Below are 23,409 nucleotides of genomic sequence, written 5' to 3'. Positions count from 1 at the left end.
ACGACGTGCAACCGTGAGGAAGGATATGCGGCGGGGCGTCTGGCAGCGGCAGCTGACTGATCCCGCATGGGGGTTGAGATGATCAAGTTCGGGTTGAGTAGTGTGTTTCTCGCGCTGGCGCTTGTCGCGCCGACGGCGGCCTTTGGCCAGCAGCCCATAACGAACCGGTTCAGCGCCGATCCCTCGCCGCATGTCTTCGACGGTGAATATTATGTCTATGCGACCGATGATGCCTCGAACAGCGGCAGATATTGGGACTCCACCGCGTGGCGGCTCTACGCATCGAAGGACATGAGGACCTGGGTCGACAAGGGCGCTCCGCTGGACGTCACGGTGTTCAAATGGGCGAGACCCGATGCCAAGGCGTGGGCGCCCGAGGTCGCATACCGGCACGGCAAATATTTCTTCTACGCCCCGGTCGGCGGAGACAAGATCGGCGTGGCCGTTGCGGACCGGCCCGAGGGACCTTTCCACGATGCCCGGTCGGATGCGCTGGTCGACAAGTCGCGGGACGCGAATGTTGGTGCCGAGCCGATCGATCCGGCGGTATTCATCGACAAGGACGGGCAGGCCTATCTGTTCTTCGGCACCCGCATGCCGAAGATCGTCAAGCTACGTCCGGATATGGTGACGCTGGACGGTCCCATCCGAGATCTGGCCATAGAGGGATTCCCGCAGGACGACCCCAAGAAGAAGTATGGCGAGGCGCCATTCCTGCACGCGCGTGGGGGAACCTATTATTTCAGCTTTTCGACCGGCTGGCCGGGGCAGATCGTCTACGCCACTTCGACAAGCCCCATGGGCCCGTTTCGATACCAGGGGCTCATACTGGATTATCTGTCGATCTCGACCAACCATCAGGCGATAATCGAGCATGGCGGAAATACCTGGCTATTCTACCACGACAATCTTCTGCCGGGCGGCGGGAGCGAGCGCCGGTCCATTACCTTCGCGCCGCTTCGCTACAATCCGGACGGCAGCATCCAGGAAGTGAAACGGCCAGCAAAAGCGGTCGAGCACCCCGTTTTGCCCATTAGCGGAGGTTAAAGTCGGCATGTTGCGCCGGACACGCGCTGCTTGTGGGATCGGAATCCACTGATCGAAGCGCTCTCGCGTGAACTCGATGTTCGATAGCGTGACAGCCCATCCGGTTGCATATCACGGCAGGGTCAGGAGTCGATTCTGCGCCTTCCAGTGCTTAGCGCGCAGCTCCGCCACAAACCGAGTCAATTTACGGGTCGCTTCAGATGTCCTGCACTAGCCGCCCGTAAAGCTCAGGCCGGCGATCGCGGAAGAAGCCGAACGCGGCGCGGTGGCGCTTGACGCGGTCGAGGTCGAGCTTGGCCACGATCACCCCGGTCTCCTCGCGGTCGAGTTCCGCCAGGATATCGCCGCGCTCGTCGGTGATGAAGCTCGTGCCGTAGAAGGTCTGCCCGTGCTCGGTGCCGACGCGGTTGGCGGCGACGACGGGGACGACGTTCGAGACGGCGTGCCCCACCATCGCCCGGCGCCACAGCCGCGCGGTATCGAGGCTGTCGTCATGCGGCTCGGAGCCGATCGCGGTCGGATAGAACAGGATTTCCGCACCCATCAGCATCATCGCGCGCGCGGTCTCGGGATACCATTGGTCCCAACACACTCCCACGCCGATCTTGGCGCCGGGCCCGTTCCACACCTTGAACCCGGTATTGCCGGGGCGGAAATAGAATTTCTCCTCATAGCCGGGGCCGTCGGGAATATGGCTCTTGCGATAGACGCCCTCGATCCGCCCGTCGGGGCCGATCATCGCCAGGCTGTTATAGTGATGCGGCCCGTCGGCCTCGAAGAAGCTGGTCGGGATGTGGATGCCCAGATCGGCGGCGAGATGCTGCATCGCCAGCACCGCCTTGTGTTCGTGCGCCGGCTTGGCGTTGGCGAACAGGCTCTCGTCCTCGACCCGGCAGAAATACTCGCCTTCGAACAATTCGGGCGGCAGCACGACCTGCGCGCCCCTGCCCGCCGCCTCGCGGACGAGCTCGGACACCGCCTTGATGTTGGCGTGGATATCGTTGGTGAAGGCGAGCTGGAGCGCCGCGACGGTGATCTCGGTCATTGGGATTCCTCAGAGCCGCGGAAGCTGCTGGCTGATGCAGTGAAAGCTTCCGCCGCCGGTCAAGATATGGTCGGCGCGCTGGCCGACAACCTGCCGGCCGGGGAAAAGCGCCGCGAGCGCGGCGATCGCAGCCTCGTCATTCTCCTGGCCATAGATCGGCACCACGATCGCGGCATTGCCGATATAGAAGTTCATGTAGCTTGCAGGCACGATCTCCTCCTCGGGGCTCAGCACCCGGCCGGGCGAGGGGAAGCGGACCAGTTCGACTCCGGAGCCCCGGGCACGCTCCGCGGCGTCCTGATATACTCGCCAGTTCGGGTCGTTTTCGGTCGCCTCGGGGATCAGCAGCCGGTTCTCGCCGACGAAGCGGGCGAGATTGTCGACATGGCCGTCGGTGTGGTCGTTGAGCAGCCCGTCGCCCAGCCACAGCACCCGGGTATAGCCGAGATCGGCGGCGAGCAGCGCCTCGACATCGGCCTTGCTCAGGTTCGGATTGCGATTGGGATTGAGCAGGCACTGCTCGGTGGTGACGCACAGCCCGGTGCCGTCGCCGTCGATCGCGCCGCCCTCGAGAATCCAGCGATGCGCCTCGACACCCAGCTGCTCGCGCTCCGCCAGCCGCCGCCCGACGTCCGAATCGCCTTCGAGGTCGTATTTCCCGCCCCAGCCGTTGAAACGGAAATCATGCGCGCGGCCGGCGCCGTCGATGATCGGCCCCGTGTCGCGCAGCCAGATGTCGCCGAACGGCTCGATCACCACGCGCGCCGTGTCGCCGGCATGCTCCCGCGCCGCCGCCGCCGCTTCCTCGTCGGCGGCGACCAGGATCACCTGTTCGCCTCGCCCGTCGGCATGCACCGCTTTGGCAAAGGCGGCGACTTCGTCCCGCGCGGGTTCGAGGTCCTCGAGCCACAATTCGGGGTGGCTCGGAAAGCCGATCCAGACGGCGTCGTGCGATGCCCATTCGGGCGGAGGCGGCAGAATCATGCGCGCGCTCTTACTTCCCCGCGCGGCTCTTGTCTCGGATCGCGCGGAATTCGGCGGTCGGATACCAGTTGGGCCAGGTCGTACCCTCGGCGAGCTGCCGGCCCAGGCCATAGAAGATCCTCAGATCCTCCAGCGCGCCGTCCCAGTTCCAGCTCGGATCATATTGGTCCTGCGGCTTGTGATAGCGGTGCTCGGTATAGTCGTCCGCCGCCTTCTTGCCCGCTTCCTTGCCGCCGACGCGCAGGTCCTCGCCGCTTTCGCCGTAGAGCATCGGCACGCCCAATTTGGCGAAGCTGAAATGGTCCGAACGATAATAATAGCCGCGCTCGGGAGTGGGCTCGGGGACGATCACCCGGTCCTGCGCCGCCACGAACGGCTTCACCAGGTCCTCGAGCTCGGATTTGCCGACCCCGACCAGCACGAAGTCCTTCGCGCGGCCGACATTGTTGACGCCGTCCATGTTCACGCCGCCCACCGTCCGGGCGAGCGGGAAGACCGGGTTCTCCGCATAGAATTTGGAACCGAGCAGCCCCGATTCCTCGGCCGTGACCGCGAGGAAGACGAGGCTGCGCTTCGCCGGCCCCACTTTGGCGTGCGCCTCGGCGAGCGCGATCAGCGAAGCGGTGCCCGAAGCATTGTCGAGCGCGCCGTTGCAGATGTCGTCGCCGTTGACTGCGTCGCAGCGGCCGAGATGATCCCAATGCGCCGAATAGAGCACATACTCGTCGGGCCGCTCGCTGCCGGGCAAGATGCCGACGACGTTCTTCGATGCCTGCCGCCGGATGGTGTTGTCGAACGACACTTGCGCCTTGACGCCCAACGGCACCGCCTTGAAGCCCTTGTGCTTCGCCGCCTCCAGCAAAGCCGCATAATCCTTGCCGGCGCTGGCGAAGAGCGCTTTGGCGGCATCCTGCTGGATCCAGCCGATCGCCTTCGACTGGTCCATGTGATCGCCCGGCGTGTCCTGCTCGAGCTGCGGCCCGGTCCACGAGGATTGCACCACGCCCCAGCCATAAGCGGCGGGCTCGGTATCATGGACGATGATCGCCGCGGCGGCGCCCTGCCGCGCGGCTTCCTCATATTTGTAGGTCCAGCGGCCGTAATAGGTCATCGCCCGGCCGCCGAATTCGCCCTTGAGCTCCTGCGTCTGCCAGTCGGGATCGTTGACGAGAATGACCACGGTCTTCCCCTTCACGTCCACGCCGGCATAGTCGTTCCAGCCGCGCTCGGGGGCATTGATGCCATAGCCGACGAACACGACGTCGCTGTCCTTGACGACGGTCTTCGGCGTGACCTGATAGGTCGCGATGACCACGTCCTTGCGATAGTCGAGACTGACCGGCGTCTTGCCCCCCGTGAAGCTGAGCGGCGTGACGTTCTGCGAAGTGATCTCGACCAGCGGCACATCCTGGAACCAGCTGCCCTTGTTGCCGGGCTTGAGCCCGGCCTTCTGGAAGCGCTCGACCAGATAAGCGAGCGTCTTCTCCTCGCCCGCAGTCGCCGGCGCGCGGCCTTCGAATTCGTCGGACGAAAGCCGTTCGGTCACTTGCTTCAGCGTGTCGACCGAGATCTGCGGCGCCGTCTGCGCTGCCGCGGAGGTGCTGGCGAGCAAGAGAATGGCGGAAAGAGCGAGGCGCATGAAAACTCCTGGCGATGGGATTGGCGCGAGTGTGACAGCGCGCCGAGGTACCGGCAAGCGTTGCGGCAGGGCCCCGGCCCGGGTCGGTCCCGTGGGCAACTTTCCCGCAGCGGCCGCCGCTTCACCGGCTTGGCGTCGGGTGAGCAGGATTGTCGGCAACCAGGTTTTCGGCGGTACTTGTCGGTCTAACCAACGGTAAAATCGGCTTTCGTCAGCATCGAGGCGGACACAAAATCGGGACAACTGGCCCTTCCCCTCGATTATGCTGCAGCGCAGTTGTCATCGAAAGTACACTGATCTTACGCAGCTATTACGCATCATCCTTTGGTGTCGATGCACGACCTTGAAGAATAGGACTTGCCAATTTCGTTTCGTGGGTAAATCATAAGCCATCGGGGGAGAATCGGGCATGGCTGAACCGTATTTGTCGGAGCTGAGGCTTTTTTCCTTTAGCTTCGCGCCCAAGGGTTGGGCGTTGTGCAACGGGCAATTTCTTCCAATCAACCAGAACCAGGCGCTGTTCGCGCTGCTGGGCACCACTTATGGCGGCAATGGTCAGACGACCTTCGCCTTGCCTGACCTGCGGGGCCGTGCGCCGATCCACAGCGGCAACGGTCATACGCTCGGCGAAGCGGGCGGGCAGCAGGCGCATACGCTCACCATCAACGAATTGCCGACGCACTTCCACTTTCTCCAGGCGACCTCGGCGAACGCCACCGTCAACATCCCCGCCAACACCACGCTCCTTTCCGGCTCGCCACCGAACGACTTCTATACGGGTCCGGCGGGGCTGGCAGCGCTCGCGCCCAGTGCGGTCAGCAGCGTGGGCGGTAGCCAGGCACACCTGAACATGCAGCCCTTCCTGACGCTGAACTGGTGCATCGCGCTCCAGGGCATCTTCCCCTCGCAGAACTGAGGAACCAGCCGATGGCACAACCTTATGTCGGTGAAATCCGGATGTTCGCGGGCAATTTCCCGCCCAATGGCTGGATGTTCTGCGAAGGTCAGCTCCTGGCGATCTCGGAGAACGAGACGCTGTTTCAGCTGATCGGCACCAGCTATGGCGGTGATGGCCAGTCCACCTTCGCTCTGCCCGACCTGCGCGGGCGCGTTCCGCTGCACCAGGGGAACGGCTTCATTCTGGCGGAGACCGGCGGCGTCGAGGAAGTCACGCTGACGACCCAGCAGATCCCGAACCACACCCATACCATGTTCGGGTCGACGAACACGGCCACCTCGCCGACGCCGACGAATTCGGTGATCGGCAAATCCACTTCGATCGACGCGTTCGTCAATGCCCAGGCCGGCGATCCGCTGAACGCCCAATCAATTTCACCGGTCGGCGGCACGCAGCCGCATACCAACATCCAGCCCTATCTTTGCGTCGACTTCATCATCTCGCTGTTCGGGATCTACCCCAGCCAAACCTGAGGAGCCGTGCCTTGGCCGATCCGTTCGTTGCCGAAATCCGGGTTTTCCCATTCAACTTCCCGCCGACGGGCTGGGCGTTTTGCAATGGGCAGCTCCTGCCGATTTCGCAGAATACGGCGCTCTTTTCGCTGCTCGGCACCACCTATGGCGGCGACGGCAAGAGCACGTTCGCGCTTCCGGATCTCGAAGGTTCGGTGCCGATGCATCCGGGTCAGGGGCCCGGCCTGTCTTTGTATGATCTCGGTCAGACGGGCGGTTCCGAGAACGTGACTCTGCTCCAGAGCGAGATTCCGGGGCACAATCACTCTTTGATGACCGCGAGCGGCGATCCGGCGGAGTCGAACGATCCGACGAACAACGTGCTGGGTCGCTCCAACCTCTTCGTCTATTCGACCACGCTGACTCCGTTGGTTCAGATGGCGGCGCCGCAAGCACTCGGCCCCGCCGGCGGCGGTTTGCCGCACAACAACATGATGCCCTATCTCACTTTGTCTTTCTGCATTGCGCTTCAGGGCGTGTTCCCGGCGCGCCCCTGACGTCCGCCATGCCATTGCCGGTGCGCGAGGTTGCCGCGCTGAAGGTTGTGCTGCGGCCGATGTCGGACGCGGACCTGCCCTTCACTGCGGCGCTCTATGCCTCGACGCGCGCCGAGGAGCTGGCGCCGGTACCTTGGCCTGCCGAGACCAAGCAGGCATTCCTCGCGCAACAGCACGCCGCGCAGCACGCACATTACGAGCAACATTATCAGGGCATGCAGGCGATGATCGTCGAGCGCGGCGGCGCGGCGATCGGGCGGCTCTATCTGTACGCCATGCCCGGCGAAATCCGGATCGTCGATATCTCGCTGATGCCCGCGGCGCGGCGCCAGGGTATCGGCGCGGCATTGGTGCGCGACGTGTTCGCCCAGGCCGCCCCGCTGGGCAAGAGCGTCACGATCCATGTCGAGAAGAACAATCCCGCGCGAACGCTCTATGCGCGGCTCGGATTCACGATCGTGGATGGCGATCGGGGCGCTTATGACCTCTGGGAATGGCGCGCCGCAGGCTAGTAGAAGATCGCCTCATACCGTACGCCGCCGGCATCGCGGGCGATGGGCACGATGAAGATGTCGTGATCCTCTTCTCCGCCGGCGAAACGATAGGTCGCCTGCGGCAGGATCGGATCGACGGGCCCGAGGAATTCGAGCCGGAACGATCCGTTCTCACGCCCTGAATCGGATAGTGCCTGCCCCTTGTCGAGCGTGAGCGGATAGGTCGCATCCGCCGCCTGCACGTCATAGACGGTGCCCGCCACGAAGTCGGAGAGGCGAGGACCGCTCATGCGGCTTGCCGGGTCGCCGAAATGGCGGCAATCGAAACGAAGCGCATACGGCATCCTGACGAATAAGACCGAAGCCGAGTTTGGCAGCGCGGTCTCGCCCCTGCAAGTCCGGCCTGAGGGCCACCCTCCGAATCTGCCATTACCCTGACGCCATAGAAAAAGGGCGGCCCCGAAGGACCGCCCCTCTTCGTTCCCAGATGGGAAGCCGGATCAGCGCGAGTAGAACTCGACGACGAGGTTCGGCTCCATGCGCACCGGATAGGGCACTTCGTCGAGCGTGGGCACGCGCGTGAAGGTGATCTTCGACGCGCCTTCCGGAACGACATAATCGGGAATGTCGCGCTCGGAGAGGCTCTGCGCCTCCATCACCAGCGCCATTTCCTGCGCCTTCGACGAAAGCGAGACGACCTGGCCAGGCTTGATGCGGCGCGAACCGATGTTGCACTTCTCGCCATCGACGCGGACATGGCCATGGTTAACCAGCTGGCGCGCGGCAAAGATCGTCGGCGCGAACTTGGCGCGATAGACGATCATGTCGAGGCGCATCTCGAGCAGGCCGATCAGGTTCTGACCGGTATCGCCCTTCATGCGCGACGCGTCCTCGTACGACTTCTTGAACTGCTTCTCGGTGATGTCGCCGTAATAGCCCTTGAGCTTCTGCTTGGCGCGAAGCTGGATGCCGAAGTCCGACATCTTGCCCTTGCGGCGCTGGCCGTGCTGGCCGGGGCCGTATTCACGCTTGTTGACCGGGCTCTTCGGGCGACCCCAGATGTTTTCGCCCATCCGGCGGTCGAGCTTGTGCTTGGCGCTGGAGCGCTTCGACATATCTAATCCTTTGCAATCACAGAATGACGTAATCCGCTCTCCCTGTCGGGAACGCGGGGTTGGTCCCGGTATCCGCCTGCTGATTCCTTGTGGGGAGGGCAGGGCCACCGCTTCACCGGGGTGCGGGGCCATTGCGAAGGCGCGCGGTTAGCCGCCATGTGCCGGCGAGTCAAGCTGGACAGGCGCGTGGGCACCCGCCAAGGGTCGGGCATGCAAGACACTCTCGATCCCGAAGCCTGCACGACGATGGCCGAGGTGCGCGCCGGAGTCGACGCGGTCGACCGCGCGCTGGTCGCTTTGCTCGCGCGCCGCTTCGGTTACATGGATGCGGCCGCCCGCATCAAGCCCGAACGCAGCCATGTCCGCGATGAGGCGCGCAAGGCACAGGTCATCGCCAACGCGCGCGCAAGCGCCCGTGCCGCCGGTATCCCCGAGGCGCCGGTAGGCGAATTCTGGGACCAGCTGGTCGAAGCGTCGATCGCGTACGAGTTGGAAGCGTTCGATCGGCGCTGAGCCGCCGGCAGTCAGAGCCCGGCGGGAGGGGTAGCGCGCTCGGCTTCGCCGCGGGCGCGCTCCTCTTCGAGCTTCGCCTGCGATGCGGTCATGCAGACGCGCTTGTGGCCGAGCCGTGAGTTGACTGCAGGCACCGACTTGCAGATCTTCTTCTCTGCGGCCGGCTTGGCGGCTTCCGGCGCAGGGGCATTCTGAAGCGCGGCGGCGAAGGTCAGCGCGAAAAAGCTCGTGAACATTCAATAACTCTCCGGAAGCACCTCAGAGTCGGCGCATGCGCAACTTCTAGACGCGCAGACGCGATCCTGCAAAGCCGGAGGGCTCATCGGTCGCGATACAGCTTGCGCCCGGCGAGCGCCGACAGCACGCCGCGCATCGTGCGGACTTCCTGCGAGGTCCAGCCCGGCTTGGTCAGCAGCGTGCGAAGCGTCCGTCGCGTGGTGGGCACGCGAGCAGGCGGGAAGTAATAGCCCGATCCCTCGAGCATGGCGTCGAGCTGGCCGATCATCCCTTCCAGCTCGTCCTGCGGCGCCGGCGGATCGATATCGGTGGCGGGCGGGCTGGCGAGGCTAGCCCCCTTAGACCATTCATAAGCGACGAGGATCACCGCCTGGGCGAGGTTCAACGAGCCGAATTCGGGGTTGATCGGCACGGTGATGATCGTCCGCGCGAGCGCGATATCGTCGGTTTCCAGTCCCGAACGCTCGGGCCCGAACAGGATCGCCGAACGCCCGGCGGCCGAACGGATCGCGCGTGCCGCCGCTTCGGGCGTGACCACCGGCTTGGTGACCCCGCGCTTGCGCACCGTGGTGGCATAAACCTGGCCGCAATCGGCCACCGCTTCGGCGACGCTGCCGAACACCTGAGCCTTTTCGAGGACGATGTCGGCGCCGCTGGCTGCCGGACCCGCCGACGGATTGGGCCAGCCGTCCCGCGGCGCCACTAGGCGCATCTCGGTCAGCCCGAAATTGAGCATCGCGCGTGCCGCCTTGCCGATATTCTCGCCCAATTGCGGGCGCACGAGGACGATGACGGGGTTCACCCCTTCCCCACCTCGCTGACATTGCCGGCGAATTCCTCGAAGTCCTTCGCCTCGCGGAAGTCCTTATAGACGCTGGCAAAGCGGATATAGGCGACTGAATCCAGGCCCTTCAGCCCGTCCATCACCATCTCGCCGATCCGCTGCGAGGGAATCTCGCTGTCGCCCTGCGTCTCGAGCTGGCGCTGGATGCCCGATACCAGCCGCTCGATCTGCGCCGAGGTGACGGGACGCTTGCGCGCGGCGAGCGTGACCGAGCGGATGAGCTTGTCGCGCTCGAACGGCTCACGGCGGTCCTGGTTCTTCACCACCGTCAGGTCGCGCAGCTGGATGCGTTCGAACGTAGTGAAACGCGCGGCGCATGCCTCGCACTGCCGCCGCCGCCGGATCGCCGCCCCGTCTTCGGTGGGGCGGCTGTCCTTCACCTGGCTGTCTTCATTTCCGCAGAACGGGCAGCGCAATTACAGCTCCGGATAGATGGGGAAGCGCTCGCACAAAGCGCGGACGCGCTCGCGGACATTCGCTTCGATCTGCGCATCGCCCTGCTCGCCATTCTTGCGCAGCCCTTCGAGCACATCGGCGACCATGTTGCCGATCTCGCGGAACTCGGCCGGGCCGAAGCCGCGCGTGGTGCCGGCGGGCGAGCCGACGCGGATGCCGCTGGTCTTGACCGGGGGCAGCGGATCGTTGGGAATGCCGTTCTTGTTGCAGGTGATCGCGGCGCGCTCGAGTGCCTCGTCGGCGTCCTTGCCGGTCACGCCCAGCGGTGTGAGGTCGACCAGAGCAAGATGCGTGTCGGTGCCGCCCGAGACGAGGTTGGCGCCGCGCTCGTTGAGCGTCGCCGCCAGCACCTTGGCATTCTCGACGATCGCCGCGGCATAGCTCTTGAAGTCGGGACGCAGCGCCTCGCCGAACGCGACTGCCTTGGCTGCGATCACGTGCATCAGCGGGCCGCCCTGGAGCCCGGGAAACACCGCCGAGTTGATCTTCTTGGCGATCGCCTCGTCATTGGTGAACACCGCGCCGCCACGCGGACCGCGCAACGTCTTGTGCGTGGTTGTCGTCACGACATGGGCGTGGCCGAACGGGGTGGGGTGGACGCCGCCGGCGACCAGGCCCGCGAAGTGCGCCATGTCGACCATGAAGATCGCGCCGACTTCGTCGGCGATTGCGCGGAAGCGGGCGAAATCGATGATCCGCGGATAGGCCGAGCCGCCCGCGATGATCAGCTTCGGCTTGTGCTCCTTGGCCTTGGCCTCGACCTCGTCGAAATCGATCAAATGCGTATCGGGATGCACGCCGTACTGGATCGCGTTGAACCACTTGCCGCTCATCGCCGCACGCGCGCCATGGGTGAGGTGCCCGCCCGAATCGAGGCTGAGCCCCATGATCGTATCGCCCGGCTTGGTAAGCGCCAGCATCACCGCGCCGTTGGCCTGCGCGCCCGAATGCGGCTGGACGTTGGCGAAATCGCAACCGAACAATTGCCTGGCGCGGTCGATCGCCAGCTGCTCGACTTCGTCCGAAGGATGGCAGCCCTGATAGTAACGCTTGCCGGGATAACCCTCCGCGTACTTGTTGGTGAACACCGAACCCTGCGCCTCGAGCACCGCCTTCGAGACGATGTTCTCGCTGGCGATCAACTCGATCTGGTGCTGCTCGCGATCGAGTTCGTGGCGGACGCCGGCGAAGATCGCCGGATCGGCTTCGGAAAGGCCCTTGGTGAAGAAGCCGTCGGGCTGGAGCCCTGCCGTCTGGGGGTTGGTACTCATACTGGGCTCCTTGTCGGTGCGCTGAGTTTATCGACGCGGCGCTGGTGGCGATCGCCGAGGAATTCGGTTTCGAGGAAGGCGGAGACGCAAGCCTTCGCCATTTCGAGGCCGATCAGCCGCGCGCCCAGGGCCACGACATTGGCATCGTTATGCTGGCGCGCAAGGCTCGCCGAGAGCGGCTCTGAAACCAGTGCGCAACGCGCGGCGGGATTGCGATTGACGGCGATCGAGATACCGATCCCCGATCCGCACAACGCCACGCCGGCCTCCGCCTCACCCTGCTCGATCGCGCGGGCGAGTGCATAGCCGTAATCGGGATAATCGACGCTGTCGGTGTTGGCGGGGCCGAGATCGAGCACTTCGTGCCCCTCGTCACGCAACCATATGGCGAGTTCCGATTTCATGACGAAGGCGGCATGATCCGAGGCGATGGCGATACGGCGCGGCATGCCGCGCTCCCTACGCCCTCGGACCTGTGCTGGCTAGACTGAGACAACCCCTGGAGACCGAAATGCGTAAATCAATTCTCGTTTTTGCGCCCGCGCTCGCTTTTGGCCTGGCCCTAGGTGCATGCTCAGAAGGCACACAAGATAATCTGACCAGCGCCGTCGAGAATACCGGCGACAGCCTGGAGAACGCCGCCGCCAGGACCGGCGACATGATCGAGAACGGTGCCGACCGCGCAGGTCGCGCCATCGAGAACACCGCGGACGATGTCGGCGACACGGTTGCAAAAGGCGCCCGCGACACTGGCAACGCGATCGACAACACAACCCGCTAGGCGCTCGTACGCGGCGGCGGGCGGAGCCGGTGCCGCCGCGCACGGCCTTCGACCGCGGCCGCGACCCAGGCACCGGGCGAGGGCGTCACGAAACGGTGACCTGACTGACCGGCGGATGTCACATGTCCCGGCTAGCAGGGCGCGACCTCGCCCGGCGGTCCGGGCAGCGCACATCTGGAGTCCGGCCATGGGAACTCTTGCCAAGACGCCGAAGAACGGCGCCGTACGCGGTGCGGTGCATCGCCACGAGCATCTGAGCAAGGAGGGCCTGCTCGAACGCGCCTTCACTTTCGCCTTTCGCGGCCTCGTCTACGCCCAGATCTGGGAAGATCCGGTTGTCGACATGGAGGCGCTGGAGATCACTCCCGACAGCCATGTCGTGACGATCGCGTCGGGCGGCTGCAACGCCTTCTCCTATTTGACCGCCGATCCGAAGCGAATCACCGCGGTCGATCTCAATCCCGCGCACATCGCGCTCAACAAGCTTAAGCAGGCGGCGGCGCTGCATCTTCCCGACTACGCCAGCTTCCGCGCGTTCTTCGCCGATGCCGATCGCACCGAGAATATTGCGCTGTACGAACGCCATTTGCGCCCGCATCTCGATGAAACGACCCGCGCTTATTGGGAAGGCCGTGACCTGAGCGGCCGCCGCCGGATCTCGGGCTTTGCCACGGGCTTTTATCGCCGCGGGCTGCTCGGCAATCTGATCGGCTTCGTCCATTTCCTCGGGCGGCTCTACCGGATCGACCCGCGCGAGATTCTGAAGGCGCAGACGATCGAGGAGCAGCGCGCGATCTTCGAGACGCGCTACGCCCCTTTCTTCGAGAAGAAGTTTCTGCGCTGGCTGGTCGATCAGCCCGCCGCTTTGTTCGGCTTCGGCATCCCGCCCGCACAGTACGACCTGCTCAAGGTCGACGACGCGCAGGGCATCACCGGTGCGCTCAAGAGCCGGCTGCGCAAGCTCGCCTGCGATTTCGACATCAAGGATAATTTCTACGCCTGGCAGGCGTTCGGCCGCGGCTATGGCAAGCATGAAGACGCGCCGCTGCCGCCCTATCTGCAGAAGGCGCACTATGACGCGGTCCGTGCGCGCGCCGATCGCGTCGAGATCCGGCACACCAACTATGCCGACTATCTGGAAAACATGCCGGCGCAGTCGCTCGACCGCTACATATTGCTCGACGCACAGGACTGGATGACCGACGCGCAGCTCACCCGGATCTGGAGCGAGATCACGCGCACCGCCAAACCCGGCGCGCGCGTGCTCTATCGCACTGCGGCGGCGCCCGACGTGGTCGCCGGCCATGTTCCCGCGACGATCCTCGACCAGTGGGAATATGCCGATGCCGCCAAGCGCGACGACTGGACGCGGCGCGATCGCTCGTCGGTCTATGGCGCGACGCACCTCTGGACGCTGAAGCCGCACGCATGACCGCGGTGGCAAGCGAACAAAAGGCGCTGATGGATGATGTCTATTCGCTCCATCGCCACTTCTACGACCTCACGCGCAAATTCTACCTGTTGGGACGCGACCAGCTGATCCGCAGTCTCGCGCCGTCGCCGGGCGGAACGGTGGTCGAAGTCGGCTGCGGCACCGCGCGCAATCTCATCGTCGCGGCGAAGACCTGGCCCGACGCACGCTTCCACGGCTTCGATATCAGCGAGGCGATGCTCGAGACCGCCCGCAAGTCGGTCGCGCGCACCGGCCTGTCCGATCGGATAACGCTCGCGCAGGGCGACGCCGGCAATTTCGATACCGAGCGACTGTTCGGGATGGAGAAGGTCGACCGGATCTTCATGAGCTACACGCTGTCGATGATCCCGCCCTGGCAGGAAGCGATCGAGCGGAGCGCGGCGAGCCTCGCGCCGGGCGGCGGGCTCCACATCGTAGACTTTGGCCAATATGAGCGGCTGCCCGCCCTGGTGAAGCGGCTCCACTTCAAGTCGCTCAACGACTTCCACGTCTATCCGCGCCGCGAATTGCCTGCCGTGCTCAGGCGCGTGGCCGAGGCGCGCGGGCTCACCCTCCAATTCACCCCTCTATATCGCGGCTATGCGTGGAGCGCCGTGCTCGGCCGGCCCTAGCCGCGCCCCGGATCATAGACGCGAATGATCCACGAGACATAATAAACGAGGTAGGCCAGCGCGAAGACAAGGTGGAAGCGGGCGTTGCGGGTGCGCATCGCCGTCAGCGCCAGCGCGATGGTCGCCACGATCCGCACGGGATATTCGATGCCGAAGCTCGCCAGATAGGCATGCCCTTTGATCGCGCTGTCGAACCAGTCGGTGAGCATCGACACGATCAGCAGGCCGAAGAACCAGCCCCGCCGCGACTGGAAATAATCCTGATAGCCCGCATATTCCTCGAGTTCGTCGGGAAACAGGATGTTCGCCATCAGCGCGAACAGGAAGGCGTAGAACAGGACGAACAGGAACAATTCGAATCGCCAGCTGGTGATCGCAGCCAGGCCGAACTCCCACCACCAGAAATGGATCGACGAGATCAGGACGATCAGCGCCCACAGCAGGTGAACCGGATAGACCTTGAGCTTGCCCGGATGCTGGACGAACTTCGCCAGCCCCGAAAGCACGCGCGTGATCGCGATCCCCAGCACGATGCTGATGATCACGCGGATATGGAGGTAGAGGTCGTGGGTGAGTTCGGGGCCGGGCGGATGCGCAGCCAAGGTGTCAGGCTGCCAGCCGGAGCTCCAGCCGGCCCCATATCTCGACCAGCGCTTGCGTGAGCTCGCGCATCATCGCCTCGTCGTGCGCGGGGCCGGGGGTGAAGCGCAGCCGCTCGGTGCCGCGCGGCACCGTCGGATAATTGATCGGCTGGACGTAGACGCCATACTCGGCGAGCAGCACGTCGCTGATCTTCTTGGCCTTGACCGGATCGCCGACCATCAGCGGCACGATATGCGTGGTCGAGGGGAGTACCGGCAGCCCGGCCTCGGTCATCAGCGCCTTGAGCTTCGCGGCTGCTTCCTGCTGCCCCTCACGTTCGGTGGTGGATGCCTTGAGGTGCTTCACGCTCGCCAGCGCCCCCGCGACCAGTACCGGCGACAGCGATGTCGTGAAGATGAAGCCCGGCGCATAGCTGCGGATCACGTCGATGATCACCTGATCGGCGGCGATATACCCGCCCATTACGCCGAACGCCTTGCCCAGCGTCCCCTCGATGATCGTGATCCGCTCCGCCACGCCGTCGCGCTCGGAGATGCCGCCGCCCCGCGCGCCGTACATGCCCACGGCATGGACTTCGTCGAGATAGGTCAGCGCGTTATATTTGTCGGCAAGGTCGCAGATCGCGGCGATGGGCGCGATATCGGCGTCCATCGAATAGACGCTCTCGAACGCGATCAGCTTGGGCGCGCCGGGATCATCGGCGGCGAGCAATTCCTCGAGATGCGCGAGATCGTTGTGGCGGAACACGCGCTTCTCGCAGCCCGAATTGCGGATGCCCGCGATCATGGACGCGTGGTTCAATTCGTCCGAATAGACGATGCAGCCGGGCATCAGCCTGGCGAGCGTCGAGAGCGTCGCTTCGTTCGAGACATAGCCCGAAGTGAACAGCAGTGCGCCTTCCTTGCCGTGCAGGTCGGCCAGTTCATGCTCGAGCTCGATATGGTAATGGGTGTTGCCGCCGATGTTGCGCGTGCCGCCCGATCCGGCGCCGACGTCGTGAAGGGCTTCCTCCATCGCGGCGATCACCTTGGGGTGCTGGCCCATCGCCAGATAGTCGTTCGAGCACCACACGACGATCGGCTTGGGTCCATTATGCCCCGCGAAGCAGCGCGCATTGGGATAGGCGCCCTTGTTGCGCAGAACGTCGATGAACACGCGGTAGCGGCCCTCGGCATGCAGGCGATCGATCGCCTGATTGAAGACCCGCGAATAGTCGATGGCGGGCGCAGGGCTGTCCTTCGTGTGCATGGGCCTGCTCCCTACCCCCAAAATCTGCGCATTTCCAGCCATCCGGCACAAGCGAATATCGCGGGGGATATGCGCAGCCGCCATGCCCATTTCGAAGCTAAAGCGATAGAAATGTTCTAAAATCATTGGAAAATGCTCGAATCCTGATCCGGATCAGCACGTGGCACTCGGCGAAATGATAGGAATTCAGACATCGCGGGCGACTCGGCATCAAGCAAGTCCGTGGCAGAGAGACGGTTCGTGCTCCCGCTTGCGCTATGGAGCGACGATATGAACGGCAACATGAGCAGCCTCGACCTGGAATATTACCAGCGGCGCGAACGACAGGAGCGCGAGCGGGCTGCGCGTGCAGACGACACGACCGCGCGGCGAGTCCATCTCGAGCTGGCGGAGCGCTATTCCACCTTGATGCAGAGCCCCGCGACCATGAGCACGGCGCAGGCTTAGAGTTCCTCGATTTCGGTCAGCCCGAAACGCGCCAGCGCGGGAGCGAGCTTTCCGGTCCGTGCGTTCGCGGCGGTGAAGACGGCGCGGCCGGGGCCAGGCACCTCCGGCCATTGCTGTCCCTCGGTCAAATGCGCGACACGCCGGGCGATCCCCGGGCCACCATCGATGAAGCGGATCTTTCCACCGGTGGCGGCGACGAGCGCGTCCTCCAGCAGCGGGAAATGGGTGCAGGCATTGACGATAACGTCGATCGCGTCGCCGCGGTCCTGTGCCAACAGGCCATCGAGTGCGGCGCGAATCGACGCCTGCGACGGCGGGTCCCCGCCCAGCGCAGCTTCCGCCATCTCGACCAGCTCGGCGGAGCCGTGGCGGAGCACCGTGCAATCGGCCGCGAAGCGGGCGGCGAGATCGTCGACATAAGGTTGGCGCACCGTCGCCTCGGTGCCGAGCACGCCGATGACGCGGGTGCGGCTCAGTTCGGCGGCCGGCTTGATCGCGGGGACGGTACCGACGATCGGCAGGTCGAGCGCGGCGCGGACATGCTGTAGCGCGATCGTCGAGGCGGTGTTGCACGCGATCACGATCAGCCGCGGATCGTAGCGCTCCGCCAGCCGCCCGAGCAACGCAGGCACCCGCGCGGCGATCTCGGCCTCGCTGCGGGTGCCATAGGGAAATCCAGCCGAATCGGCGACATAGACCAGGGGCGCACGGGGAAGCAGCTTCGTGGTCGGCGCCAGCACCGAAAGCCCGCCCACGCCGGAATCGAAGAACAGGATCGGTCGTCTGTCGGCCATGCCGGGCGAATGGAGCTCCGCCCGGCGCGCGTCAACCACGCCGAGGTTGCAGCGCGCCGGACAGCGATTATGTTGATCACGTCAGGGGGAAGCCATTGCCGACCGAAATAATCTGGATGCCTCCTGCTGCCGCGATCCTGCTCGGCTATCTGCTCGGCTCGATTCCGTTCGGCGTGCTGCTCACGCGCATGGCTGGCGCCGGCGATCTGCGTCAGATCGGTTCGGGCAATATCGGCGCCACCAACGTGCTGCGCACCGGACGCAAGGGTCTGGCGGCGGCGACATTGCTGCTCGATCTCGCCAAGGGTGCGGCAGCAGTGCTGCTCGCCGACTGGCTGCTGCCCGGGACGGCGGTGCTCGCCGGGCTGGGCGCCTTTTTCGGCCATTGTTACCCGGTTTGGCTGCGTTTCCGGGGCGGCAAGGGCGTCGCGACCTTGATGGGAATCGTCGTCGCGCTCCACTGGCCCTCCGGCCTCGTCTACGCTGCAATATGGCTCGGGCTGCTCGCGGCGCTCCGCATTTCCTCGCTGGCGGGCATCACCGCCGCGATCAGCGCACCGGTCAGCGCTGCCTTCTGGGCGCGCATCGATCTGGTATTGCTGTTCCTCGCGCTGGCGCTGGTGGTGCTGTGGAAGCACCGCGACAATATCGACCGGCTGTTGAGCGGCACCGAACCGCGCATCGGCAAGAAGCGTGACTGACAGCCGCGAAGCGCGGCTGCGGCTGCTGCGCTCGGCGAATATCGGCCCGATCACCTGGCGTCAGCTCATCGCGCGCTTCGGCACCGCCGATGGGGCACTCGAAGCGCTGCCGATGCTCGCTGCGCGCGGCGGCGGACGCGCCCCGAGGATCGCCGACCTCGTATCCGTCCGCCGCGAGATCATCGCGGTCGAGAAGCTCGGCGCGCGATACCTGTTCCTCGACGATCCCGATTATCCCTCGCTGCTCGCGGAGCTGGAGAGCGCCCCGCCCGCGCTGATCCTGCGCGGCAGGCTGGACTTGCTCGATCGCACCTGCGTCGCGATGGTCGGCGCGCGCAATGCCTCGGCCGCGGCGTGCCGCTTCGCGCGTCAGCTCGCGATCGGCCTGAGCGAGGCCGGCGCGACGATCGTGTCGGGTCTCGCCCGCGGAATCGATACCGCCGCGCATATGGGATCGATCGAAGCCGGGACGGTCGGCGTGATCGCCAGCGGCATCGACATCGCCTTCCCGCCCGAAAATGCCGAGCTCCAGGAGCGCGTCGCGCGCCAGGGCCTGCTCGTCGCCGAGCAACCGCCGGGCACCGAGCCGCTCGCGCGCTTCTTCCCCTCGCGCAACCGCATCATCGCCGGGCTCACGCTCGGCACCGTGGTGGTCGAGGCGGCGCCGCGGTCGGGCTCGCTGATCACCGCCCGTATCGCCGCCGAGGCGGGGCGCGAGGTCATGGCGGTCCCCGGCTCGCCCCTCGACCCGCGCGCCCAGGGCTGCAATCTGCTGATCCGCGAGGGCGCGACTCTGGTGCAGTCGGTGGACGATATCCTCGAGGCGATTCGCCCGATCGATTCGCGGGCGGTACGCTCCCCGACCGGAAAGTTCGATGGACCGCCGCCCGAGGATGCGAGCGATGCCGACCGGCGCAAGGTGACCGGGCTGCTGGGGCCCGTGCCGGTCGCCGTCGACGAGCTGGTGCGGCAGAGCGGCCTCAGCCCCGCAATCGTCCAGACCGTGCTGCTCGAGCTCGAGCTCGCCGGCCGCCTCGAACGTCACGCCGGCGGCAGAACGAGTTTGGTCGGGTAAAGCAAAACCATCGTTACGGCTCTGGCAAGTCGCGTGTGGCGCCCTACATCGCCGCGACGACTGTCCTCCCAGGGAGACTCCACATGGCCGATGCCCCCGATCCCGCCAGCAACCAGCCTGCCGGCTATGTGCCTCCCAGGGTCTGGACGTGGGAACAGCCCAGCGGCGGCCAGTTCGCCAACATCAACCGGCCGATCTCGGGCGCGACGCACGACAAGGCGCTGCCCGTCGGCGAGCACCCGCTCCAGCTCTATTCGCTCGGTACGCCCAACGGCCAGAAGGTGACGATCCTGCTCGAGGAACTGCTCGCCGCCGGGCATGCGGGTGCGGAATATGACGCGTGGAAGATCGACATCGGCGAGGGCGACCAGTTCGGCAGCGGCTTCGTCGCGATCAATCCCAATTCGAAGATCCCCGCTTTGGTCGATCGCTCGGTCGATCCCGCGCTCCGCGTGTTCGAGAGCGGCGCGATCCTGATCTATCTCGCCGAGAAGTTCGGCGCCTTCCTCCCCACCGATCCGGCCAAGCGCGCCGCGACGTTGAGCTGGCTGATGTGGCAGATGGGCTCGGCGCCGTTCCTCGGCGGCGGCTTTGGTCATTTCTACGTCTATGCGCCGTTCAAGATCGAATATGCGATCAATCGCTACGCGATGGAAGTAAAGCGTCAGTACCACGTGCTCGATACGCACCTCGCCGAGCACCGTTATCTGGCGGGCGACGACTATACCATCGCCGACATGGCGGTCTGGCCCTGGTATGGCGGCGTGGCGCGCGGCGACGGCTATACCGGCGCGGCCGAGTTCCTGAACACTGCCGAGTACAGGCATTTCAACCGCTGGGCCGAGGAAGTCGCCGTGCGCGAGCCGGTGCAGCGCGGCCGGCTGGTCAATCGCGGCACGGGGCCCGAGGAGTTCCGCCTCGCCGAACGCCACACCGCCGCCGACATCGACGCGATCCGCGCACGGATGAAGGCAGCGGCAGCCTAGGTGCCGCGGTAACAGGCCTCGATGTTGTTGCCGTCGGGATCGAGCAGGAAGGCGCCGTAGTAATTCTCCACGCCTTCCCGCGGTCCCGGTGCGCCGTGGTCCCGTCCGCCGGCCGCGAGCCCGGCTTCGTGGAATGCGCGCACCATCGCCTCGCTCGCGGCGCGGAAGGCGAAATGGGTCTGGTTGATCCCGGGCCGCGAGCCCTCGATCCAGTAAGAGGGAATCAAGCTCCCGATCCACAGATAGGGGATCGGCTCTCCGGCGCTCTTGCCGAGCACGAAGGAGCCTTCGCCATTGTCGGCGGTGGTCAAATCCAGCGCCGTCGCTATCGCGTGGTAGAAGCGCCGCGCTTCGGCGAGATCGGTGACGACAATGCCGGTGTGATCGAGCATGTAGCTAGAACTTGCCGCCCGGCACGCCGTTCCCCGGCTTGACGGGCTCGGTCCAATCTCCCCACCTTACACGCGTACACGTGAGGAACGCTTAACCCCCATGCAGCTTGTCATCGTAGAATCGCCGGCCAAGGCGAAGACCATCGAGAAGTATCTCGGCAAGGACTATCGCGTCCTCGCTTCCTACGGCCATGTCCGCGACTTGCCGGCACGCGACGGATCGGTGAATCCCGATGAGGGGTTCGCGATGGACTGGGAGACCTATGCGGACAAGTCGAAGCAGCTGAAGGCGATCACCGACGAGGCCAAGAAGGCAGACCGCCTGATCCTCGCGACCGACCCTGATCGCGAAGGCGAGGCGATCAGCTGGCACGTCCAGGAAGTCTTACGCAACAAGAAGGCGCTTCCCAAGGAAGTCGAGCGCGTGACCTTCAACGCGATCACCAAGCCGGCGATCCTCGAGGCGATGAAGGCGCCGCGCGAGCTCGATACCGACCTGATCGATGCCTATCGCGCTCGCCGCGCGCTCGATTATCTCGTCGGCTTCACGCTCTCGCCGGTGCTGTGGCGCAAGCTGCCCGGCGCCAAGTCGGCGGGGCGCGTCCAATCGGTCGCGCTGCGGTTGATCGTCGAGCGCGAGCGCGAGATCGAAGGCTTCACCCCCCAGGAATATTGGTCGGTCACCGCCGATATGGAGCAGGATGGCACCCCGTTCCAGGCGCGGCTGGTCAAGTACAAGGGCGACAAGCTCGACCGGCTCTCGATCGGCGATCAGGGCACGGCGCTCGCCGCCAAAAAGGCTGTCGAGGAGGGCCGCTTCTCGGTCTCCAGCGTCGAGACCAAGCCGGCGATGCGCAACCCGCCGCCGCCCTTCACCACCTCGACCCTCCAGCAGGAGGCGGCCCGCAAGCTTGGCTTCTCGGCCAGCCACACGATGCGGATCGCGCAGGGCCTCTACGAGGACGGCGCGATCACCTATATGCGGACCGACGGCGTCCAGATGGACGGCGGCGCGATCCAGGAAGCGCGGAAAGCCATCGCGACACGCTATGACGGGTCTTATGTTCCGGACAAACCGCGCCAATACCAGACCAAGGCCAAGAACGCGCAGGAAGCGCACGAGGCAATTCGCCCGACCGACTTCTCGAAGGACAAGGCGGGCTCGGGCGACCATGGCCGGCTCTACGACCTGATCTGGAAGCGCGCGCTCGCCAGCCAGATGGCGTCGGCGCGCATGGAGCGGACCACGATCGATCTCGAGGACGGCACCGGCCAGCATGGCCTGCGCGCCACCGGCCAGGTCGTGCTATTCCCCGGCTATCTCGCATTGTACGAGGAGGGCCGCGACGACCCCGTTGGCCGCTCTGGCCAACAGGCCGACGCGGATGCCGACGAGGACAGCCGCCGCCTGCCGCGCATGTCCGCTGGCGACGCTCCGGCCAAGAAGGCAGTGAATGCCGAGCAGCATTTCACCCAGCCGCCGCCGCGCTTCTCGGAAGCATCTTTGGTCAAACGCCTCGAGGAACTCGGCATCGGCCGCCCGTCGACCTATGCCTCGATCATCCAGACGCTCAAGGACCGCGCTTACGTAAAGATCGAGAAGAACCGCTTCTTCGCCGAGGAGAGCGGACGGCTGGTGACGGCGTTCCTCGAACGTTTCTTCGAGAAATATGTCGGCTATGATTTCACCGCCGGGCTCGAGGAAGAGCTCGACGACGTCTCCGGCGGCCGCGCCGAATGGCAGGCGGTGCTCGAGTCCTTCTGGAAGGACTTCAAGCCGCGCACGGCGCAAGTGATGGAGCAGAAGCCGAGCGAGGTCACTGCCGCGCTCGATCTGTTCCTCGAGCCGTATCTCTTCCCGGCCAAGGCCGATGGCAGCGATCCCCGGCTCTGCCCCAATTGCGGCAATGGCCGGCTCGCGCTGCGCGGCGGCAAGTTCGGCGCGTTCGTGGCGTGCTCGAACTATCCCGAGTGCAAATTCACTCGCCGCTTCGGCCAGCCCGGCGGCGAGGGCAGCGAGGACACCGGACCCGAGGTGCTCGGCCAGGATCCCGAGACCGGGCTCAATGTCGAGCGCAAGTCGGGCAGGTTCGGACCGTACATCCAGCTCGGCGAGGGCAAGGAAGCGGCGCGGGCCTCGATCCCCAAGGATGTGGATCTTGATCTCGAATGGGCGCTGAAGCTGCTCAAGCTTCCGCGCACGATCGGCAATCACCCCGAGACCGGCAACCCGATCACTGCCTCGATCGGGCGCTATGGGCCGTATCTGGCGCATGACGGCAAATATGCCCGGCTCCAGTCGACCGCCGAAGTGTTCGAAACCGGCATGAACGCCGCGGTGGTGAAGCTCGCCGAAGCCGCGGCCAATGGCGGCCGACCGGCGCGCGGCGCATCACGCGAGCCGCTCAAAATGCTCGGCAAGCATCCGCGCACCGAGGCCGAGATCAAGCTGATGGAAGGGCGTTACGGCGCCTATGTCACCGACGGCGAGACCAACGCGACCTTGCCCAAGTCGATCGACAAGGACCAGCTGACGCTCGAGGAGGCCGCGCAGCTGATCGACGCACGCGCCGCAGCGGGTCCGGCAAAGGGCAAGGGCAAGGGCAAGAGAAAGGCTGCGCCGAAGAAGAAGGCTGCGCCCAGGAAAGCGGCGGCGAAGAAGTAGAAATCCTCCCCCTGGCGGGG

At 65.2% G+C, this 23,409-nt stretch carries 28 protein-coding genes; 14 read left to right on the top strand and 14 right to left on the bottom strand.

The annotated features are described in order from the left end of the window. Positions 1 to 78 precede the first annotated feature (78 nt). A complete protein-coding gene (locus tag BR78_RS0117260; RefSeq protein WP_029724477.1) occupies positions 79 to 1,047 on the top strand; it encodes a family 43 glycosylhydrolase in 969 nt (322 codons plus the stop codon). 196 nt (positions 1,048 to 1,243) lie between these two features. Here the strand turns inward: BR78_RS0117260 and aguB are convergent, their stop codons facing one another. Genes aguB through BR78_RS0117245 form a run of 3 tightly spaced genes read right to left on the bottom strand, consistent with a single transcriptional unit; the run spans position 1,244 to position 4,715 of the window. Further along, positions 1,244 to 2,092 (bottom strand): N-carbamoylputrescine amidase, encoded by an 849-nt coding sequence (gene aguB / locus BR78_RS0117255; RefSeq protein ID WP_029724476.1) that lies wholly within the window; start codon positions 2,090 to 2,092, stop codon positions 1,244 to 1,246. A 9-nt stretch (positions 2,093 to 2,101) separates the two neighbouring features. Further along, the gene (locus BR78_RS0117250; RefSeq protein WP_029937218.1) at positions 2,102 to 3,076 is read right to left on the bottom strand and encodes an agmatine deiminase family protein; all 975 of its coding nucleotides are present in this window, start codon (positions 3,074 to 3,076) and stop codon (positions 2,102 to 2,104) included. 10 nt (positions 3,077 to 3,086) lie between these two features. Then, positions 3,087 to 4,715, bottom strand: coding sequence for a M28 family metallopeptidase (locus tag BR78_RS0117245; protein ID WP_029937217.1), 1,629 nt, complete (start codon positions 4,713 to 4,715; stop codon positions 3,087 to 3,089). A gap of 409 nt (positions 4,716 to 5,124) precedes the next feature. Here BR78_RS0117245 and BR78_RS0117240 point away from each other — a divergent pair, with 409 nt between their 5' ends. Genes BR78_RS0117240 through BR78_RS0117225 form a run of 4 tightly spaced genes read left to right on the top strand, consistent with a single transcriptional unit; the run spans position 5,125 to position 7,194 of the window. Further along, a complete protein-coding gene (locus BR78_RS0117240; RefSeq protein ID WP_025587034.1) occupies positions 5,125 to 5,631 on the top strand; it encodes a phage tail protein in 507 nt (168 codons plus the stop codon). Between the two features lie 11 nt (positions 5,632 to 5,642). After that, positions 5,643 to 6,146: a phage tail protein gene (locus BR78_RS0117235; protein WP_025587036.1), complete on the top strand. Its 504-nt coding sequence runs from the start codon at positions 5,643 to 5,645 to the stop codon at positions 6,144 to 6,146. 11 nt (positions 6,147 to 6,157) lie between these two features. Further along, on the top strand, positions 6,158 to 6,682 hold the full coding sequence (locus tag BR78_RS0117230) for a phage tail protein (protein WP_025587038.1): 525 nt from the start codon (positions 6,158 to 6,160) through the stop codon (positions 6,680 to 6,682). Positions 6,683 to 6,702: 20 nt separating this feature from the next. Then, a complete protein-coding gene (locus BR78_RS0117225) occupies positions 6,703 to 7,194 on the top strand; it encodes a GNAT family N-acetyltransferase (protein WP_231478299.1) in 492 nt (163 codons plus the stop codon). On the opposite strand, the gene BR78_RS0117220 is transcribed toward BR78_RS0117225, so the two are convergent. Continuing rightward, positions 7,191 to 7,466, bottom strand: a complete 276-nt coding sequence (locus tag BR78_RS0117220) for a DUF6916 family protein (RefSeq protein ID WP_029724471.1) — start codon at positions 7,464 to 7,466, stop codon at positions 7,191 to 7,193. The genes BR78_RS0117225 and BR78_RS0117220 overlap by 4 nt on opposite strands. 210 nt (positions 7,467 to 7,676) lie before the next feature. After that, positions 7,677 to 8,291, bottom strand: a complete 615-nt coding sequence (gene rpsD / locus BR78_RS0117215) for a 30S ribosomal protein S4 (RefSeq protein ID WP_025587043.1) — start codon at positions 8,289 to 8,291, stop codon at positions 7,677 to 7,679. Between the two features lie 210 nt (positions 8,292 to 8,501). Here rpsD and BR78_RS0117210 point away from each other — a divergent pair, with 210 nt between their 5' ends. Then, entirely contained in the window at positions 8,502 to 8,804 is a 303-nt protein-coding gene (locus BR78_RS0117210; RefSeq protein WP_025587045.1) for a chorismate mutase, read from the top strand. A gap of 11 nt (positions 8,805 to 8,815) precedes the next feature. On the opposite strand, the gene BR78_RS0117205 is transcribed toward BR78_RS0117210, so the two are convergent. The 5 genes from BR78_RS0117205 to rpiB all read right to left on the bottom strand — a co-directional run bounded on the left by BR78_RS0117205 (position 8,816) and on the right by rpiB (position 12,061). Then, the gene (locus tag BR78_RS0117205) at positions 8,816 to 9,040 is read right to left on the bottom strand and encodes a hypothetical protein (RefSeq protein WP_025587047.1); all 225 of its coding nucleotides are present in this window, start codon (positions 9,038 to 9,040) and stop codon (positions 8,816 to 8,818) included. A gap of 83 nt (positions 9,041 to 9,123) precedes the next feature. Then, positions 9,124 to 9,843 carry an RNA methyltransferase gene (locus BR78_RS0117200; protein ID WP_025587049.1) on the bottom strand — a complete coding sequence of 240 codons (720 nt, stop codon included), beginning with the start codon at positions 9,841 to 9,843 and terminating at the stop codon, positions 9,124 to 9,126. Further along, entirely contained in the window at positions 9,840 to 10,301 is a 462-nt protein-coding gene (gene nrdR / locus BR78_RS0117195) for a transcriptional regulator NrdR (protein WP_025587051.1), read from the bottom strand. The genes BR78_RS0117200 and nrdR overlap by 4 nt, the downstream gene beginning before the upstream one ends. Beyond that, the gene (gene glyA, locus BR78_RS0117190; RefSeq protein ID WP_025587053.1) at positions 10,302 to 11,612 is read right to left on the bottom strand and encodes a serine hydroxymethyltransferase; all 1,311 of its coding nucleotides are present in this window, start codon (positions 11,610 to 11,612) and stop codon (positions 10,302 to 10,304) included. Continuing rightward, entirely contained in the window at positions 11,609 to 12,061 is a 453-nt protein-coding gene (gene rpiB / locus BR78_RS0117185) for a ribose 5-phosphate isomerase B (RefSeq protein ID WP_025587054.1), read from the bottom strand. The genes glyA and rpiB overlap by 4 nt, the downstream gene beginning before the upstream one ends. Before the next feature lie 62 nt (positions 12,062 to 12,123). On the opposite strand from rpiB, the gene BR78_RS0117180 reads away from it, so the two are divergent. From BR78_RS0117180 to BR78_RS0117170, 3 genes are all read left to right on the top strand, one after another. Further along, positions 12,124 to 12,393, top strand: coding sequence for a hypothetical protein (locus BR78_RS0117180; protein WP_025587056.1), 270 nt, complete (start codon positions 12,124 to 12,126; stop codon positions 12,391 to 12,393). Between the two features lie 187 nt (positions 12,394 to 12,580). Then, positions 12,581 to 13,825 carry a DUF3419 family protein gene (locus BR78_RS0117175; protein ID WP_025587058.1) on the top strand — a complete coding sequence of 415 codons (1,245 nt, stop codon included), beginning with the start codon at positions 12,581 to 12,583 and terminating at the stop codon, positions 13,823 to 13,825. Continuing rightward, positions 13,822 to 14,478, top strand: a complete 657-nt coding sequence (locus tag BR78_RS0117170) for a class I SAM-dependent methyltransferase (protein ID WP_025587060.1) — start codon at positions 13,822 to 13,824, stop codon at positions 14,476 to 14,478. Before BR78_RS0117175 ends, BR78_RS0117170 begins: the two co-directional genes overlap by 4 nt. Here the strand turns inward: BR78_RS0117170 and BR78_RS0117165 are convergent. Further along, positions 14,475 to 15,080, bottom strand: a complete 606-nt coding sequence (locus BR78_RS0117165) for a hypothetical protein (RefSeq protein ID WP_025587061.1) — start codon at positions 15,078 to 15,080, stop codon at positions 14,475 to 14,477. The two genes, BR78_RS0117170 and BR78_RS0117165, sit on opposite strands and share 4 nt — an antisense overlap. A gap of 4 nt (positions 15,081 to 15,084) precedes the next feature. After that, positions 15,085 to 16,329, bottom strand: a complete 1,245-nt coding sequence (gene hemA, locus BR78_RS0117160) for a 5-aminolevulinate synthase (RefSeq protein WP_029727424.1) — start codon at positions 16,327 to 16,329, stop codon at positions 15,085 to 15,087. Between the two features lie 222 nt (positions 16,330 to 16,551). Here hemA and BR78_RS21835 point away from each other — a divergent pair, with 222 nt between their 5' ends. After that, on the top strand, positions 16,552 to 16,776 hold the full coding sequence (locus BR78_RS21835) for a hypothetical protein (protein WP_231478298.1): 225 nt from the start codon (positions 16,552 to 16,554) through the stop codon (positions 16,774 to 16,776). On the opposite strand, the gene murI is transcribed toward BR78_RS21835, so the two are convergent. Next, positions 16,773 to 17,570: a glutamate racemase gene (murI, locus tag BR78_RS0117150; RefSeq protein ID WP_025587065.1), complete on the bottom strand. Its 798-nt coding sequence runs from the start codon at positions 17,568 to 17,570 to the stop codon at positions 16,773 to 16,775. The genes BR78_RS21835 and murI overlap by 4 nt on opposite strands. Before the next feature lie 116 nt (positions 17,571 to 17,686). Between murI and plsY the strand changes: the two genes are divergently transcribed. From plsY to yghU, 3 genes are all read left to right on the top strand, one after another. After that, on the top strand, positions 17,687 to 18,271 hold the full coding sequence (gene plsY / locus BR78_RS0117145) for a glycerol-3-phosphate 1-O-acyltransferase PlsY (RefSeq protein WP_025587067.1): 585 nt from the start codon (positions 17,687 to 17,689) through the stop codon (positions 18,269 to 18,271). Then, positions 18,264 to 19,346 (top strand): DNA-processing protein DprA, encoded by a 1,083-nt coding sequence (gene dprA / locus BR78_RS0117140; RefSeq protein WP_025587069.1) that lies wholly within the window; start codon positions 18,264 to 18,266, stop codon positions 19,344 to 19,346. Before plsY ends, dprA begins: the two co-directional genes overlap by 8 nt. A gap of 83 nt (positions 19,347 to 19,429) precedes the next feature. After that, entirely contained in the window at positions 19,430 to 20,332 is a 903-nt protein-coding gene (gene yghU / locus BR78_RS0117135) for a glutathione-dependent disulfide-bond oxidoreductase (protein ID WP_025587070.1), read from the top strand. Here yghU and BR78_RS0117130 read toward each other — a convergent pair. Continuing rightward, entirely contained in the window at positions 20,329 to 20,724 is a 396-nt protein-coding gene (locus BR78_RS0117130) for a VOC family protein (RefSeq protein WP_025587072.1), read from the bottom strand. The two genes, yghU and BR78_RS0117130, sit on opposite strands and share 4 nt — an antisense overlap. A gap of 100 nt (positions 20,725 to 20,824) precedes the next feature. On the opposite strand from BR78_RS0117130, the gene topA reads away from it, so the two are divergent. Next, positions 20,825 to 23,389 carry a type I DNA topoisomerase gene (gene topA, locus BR78_RS0117125; RefSeq protein ID WP_029727426.1) on the top strand — a complete coding sequence of 855 codons (2,565 nt, stop codon included), beginning with the start codon at positions 20,825 to 20,827 and terminating at the stop codon, positions 23,387 to 23,389. The last annotated feature ends 20 nt before the right edge of the window (positions 23,390 to 23,409 follow it).

Source organism: Sphingomonas sp. UNC305MFCol5.2 (assembly GCF_000712135.1).
Classification (GTDB): Bacteria; Pseudomonadota; Alphaproteobacteria; order Sphingomonadales; family Sphingomonadaceae; genus Sphingomonas.
Note: the sequence above shows the minus strand (reverse complement) of the source record. Positions and strands in the feature narration are given on the sequence as shown.

Excerpts from the sequence above, each read along its gene's own strand:
- BR78_RS0117260 (WP_029724477.1), top strand. The coding sequence starts at position 79 with ATGATCAAGTTCGGGTTGAGTAGTGTGTTTCTCGCGCTGGCGCTTGTC.
- aguB (WP_029724476.1), bottom strand. The coding sequence starts at position 2,092 with ATGACCGAGATCACCGTCGCGGCGCTCCAGCTCGCCTTCACCAACGAT.
- BR78_RS0117250 (WP_029937218.1), bottom strand. The coding sequence starts at position 3,076 with ATGATTCTGCCGCCTCCGCCCGAATGGGCATCGCACGACGCCGTCTGG.
- BR78_RS0117245 (WP_029937217.1), bottom strand. The coding sequence starts at position 4,715 with ATGCGCCTCGCTCTTTCCGCCATTCTCTTGCTCGCCAGCACCTCCGCG.
- BR78_RS0117240 (WP_025587034.1), top strand. The coding sequence starts at position 5,125 with ATGGCTGAACCGTATTTGTCGGAGCTGAGGCTTTTTTCCTTTAGCTTC.
- BR78_RS0117235 (WP_025587036.1), top strand. The coding sequence starts at position 5,643 with ATGGCACAACCTTATGTCGGTGAAATCCGGATGTTCGCGGGCAATTTC.
- BR78_RS0117220 (WP_029724471.1), bottom strand. The coding sequence starts at position 7,466 with ATGAGCGGTCCTCGCCTCTCCGACTTCGTGGCGGGCACCGTCTATGAC.
- rpsD (WP_025587043.1), bottom strand. The coding sequence starts at position 8,291 with ATGTCGAAGCGCTCCAGCGCCAAGCACAAGCTCGACCGCCGGATGGGC.
- BR78_RS0117210 (WP_025587045.1), top strand. The coding sequence starts at position 8,502 with ATGCAAGACACTCTCGATCCCGAAGCCTGCACGACGATGGCCGAGGTG.
- BR78_RS0117205 (WP_025587047.1), bottom strand. The coding sequence starts at position 9,040 with ATGTTCACGAGCTTTTTCGCGCTGACCTTCGCCGCCGCGCTTCAGAAT.
- glyA (WP_025587053.1), bottom strand. The coding sequence starts at position 11,612 with ATGAGTACCAACCCCCAGACGGCAGGGCTCCAGCCCGACGGCTTCTTC.
- rpiB (WP_025587054.1), bottom strand. The coding sequence starts at position 12,061 with ATGCCGCGCCGTATCGCCATCGCCTCGGATCATGCCGCCTTCGTCATG.
- BR78_RS0117180 (WP_025587056.1), top strand. The coding sequence starts at position 12,124 with ATGCGTAAATCAATTCTCGTTTTTGCGCCCGCGCTCGCTTTTGGCCTG.
- BR78_RS0117175 (WP_025587058.1), top strand. The coding sequence starts at position 12,581 with ATGGGAACTCTTGCCAAGACGCCGAAGAACGGCGCCGTACGCGGTGCG.
- BR78_RS0117170 (WP_025587060.1), top strand. The coding sequence starts at position 13,822 with ATGACCGCGGTGGCAAGCGAACAAAAGGCGCTGATGGATGATGTCTAT.
- hemA (WP_029727424.1), bottom strand. The coding sequence starts at position 16,329 with ATGCACACGAAGGACAGCCCTGCGCCCGCCATCGACTATTCGCGGGTC.
- murI (WP_025587065.1), bottom strand. The coding sequence starts at position 17,570 with ATGGCCGACAGACGACCGATCCTGTTCTTCGATTCCGGCGTGGGCGGG.
- plsY (WP_025587067.1), top strand. The coding sequence starts at position 17,687 with ATGCCTCCTGCTGCCGCGATCCTGCTCGGCTATCTGCTCGGCTCGATT.
- yghU (WP_025587070.1), top strand. The coding sequence starts at position 19,430 with ATGGCCGATGCCCCCGATCCCGCCAGCAACCAGCCTGCCGGCTATGTG.
- BR78_RS0117130 (WP_025587072.1), bottom strand. The coding sequence starts at position 20,724 with ATGCTCGATCACACCGGCATTGTCGTCACCGATCTCGCCGAAGCGCGG.
- topA (WP_029727426.1), top strand. The coding sequence starts at position 20,825 with ATGCAGCTTGTCATCGTAGAATCGCCGGCCAAGGCGAAGACCATCGAG.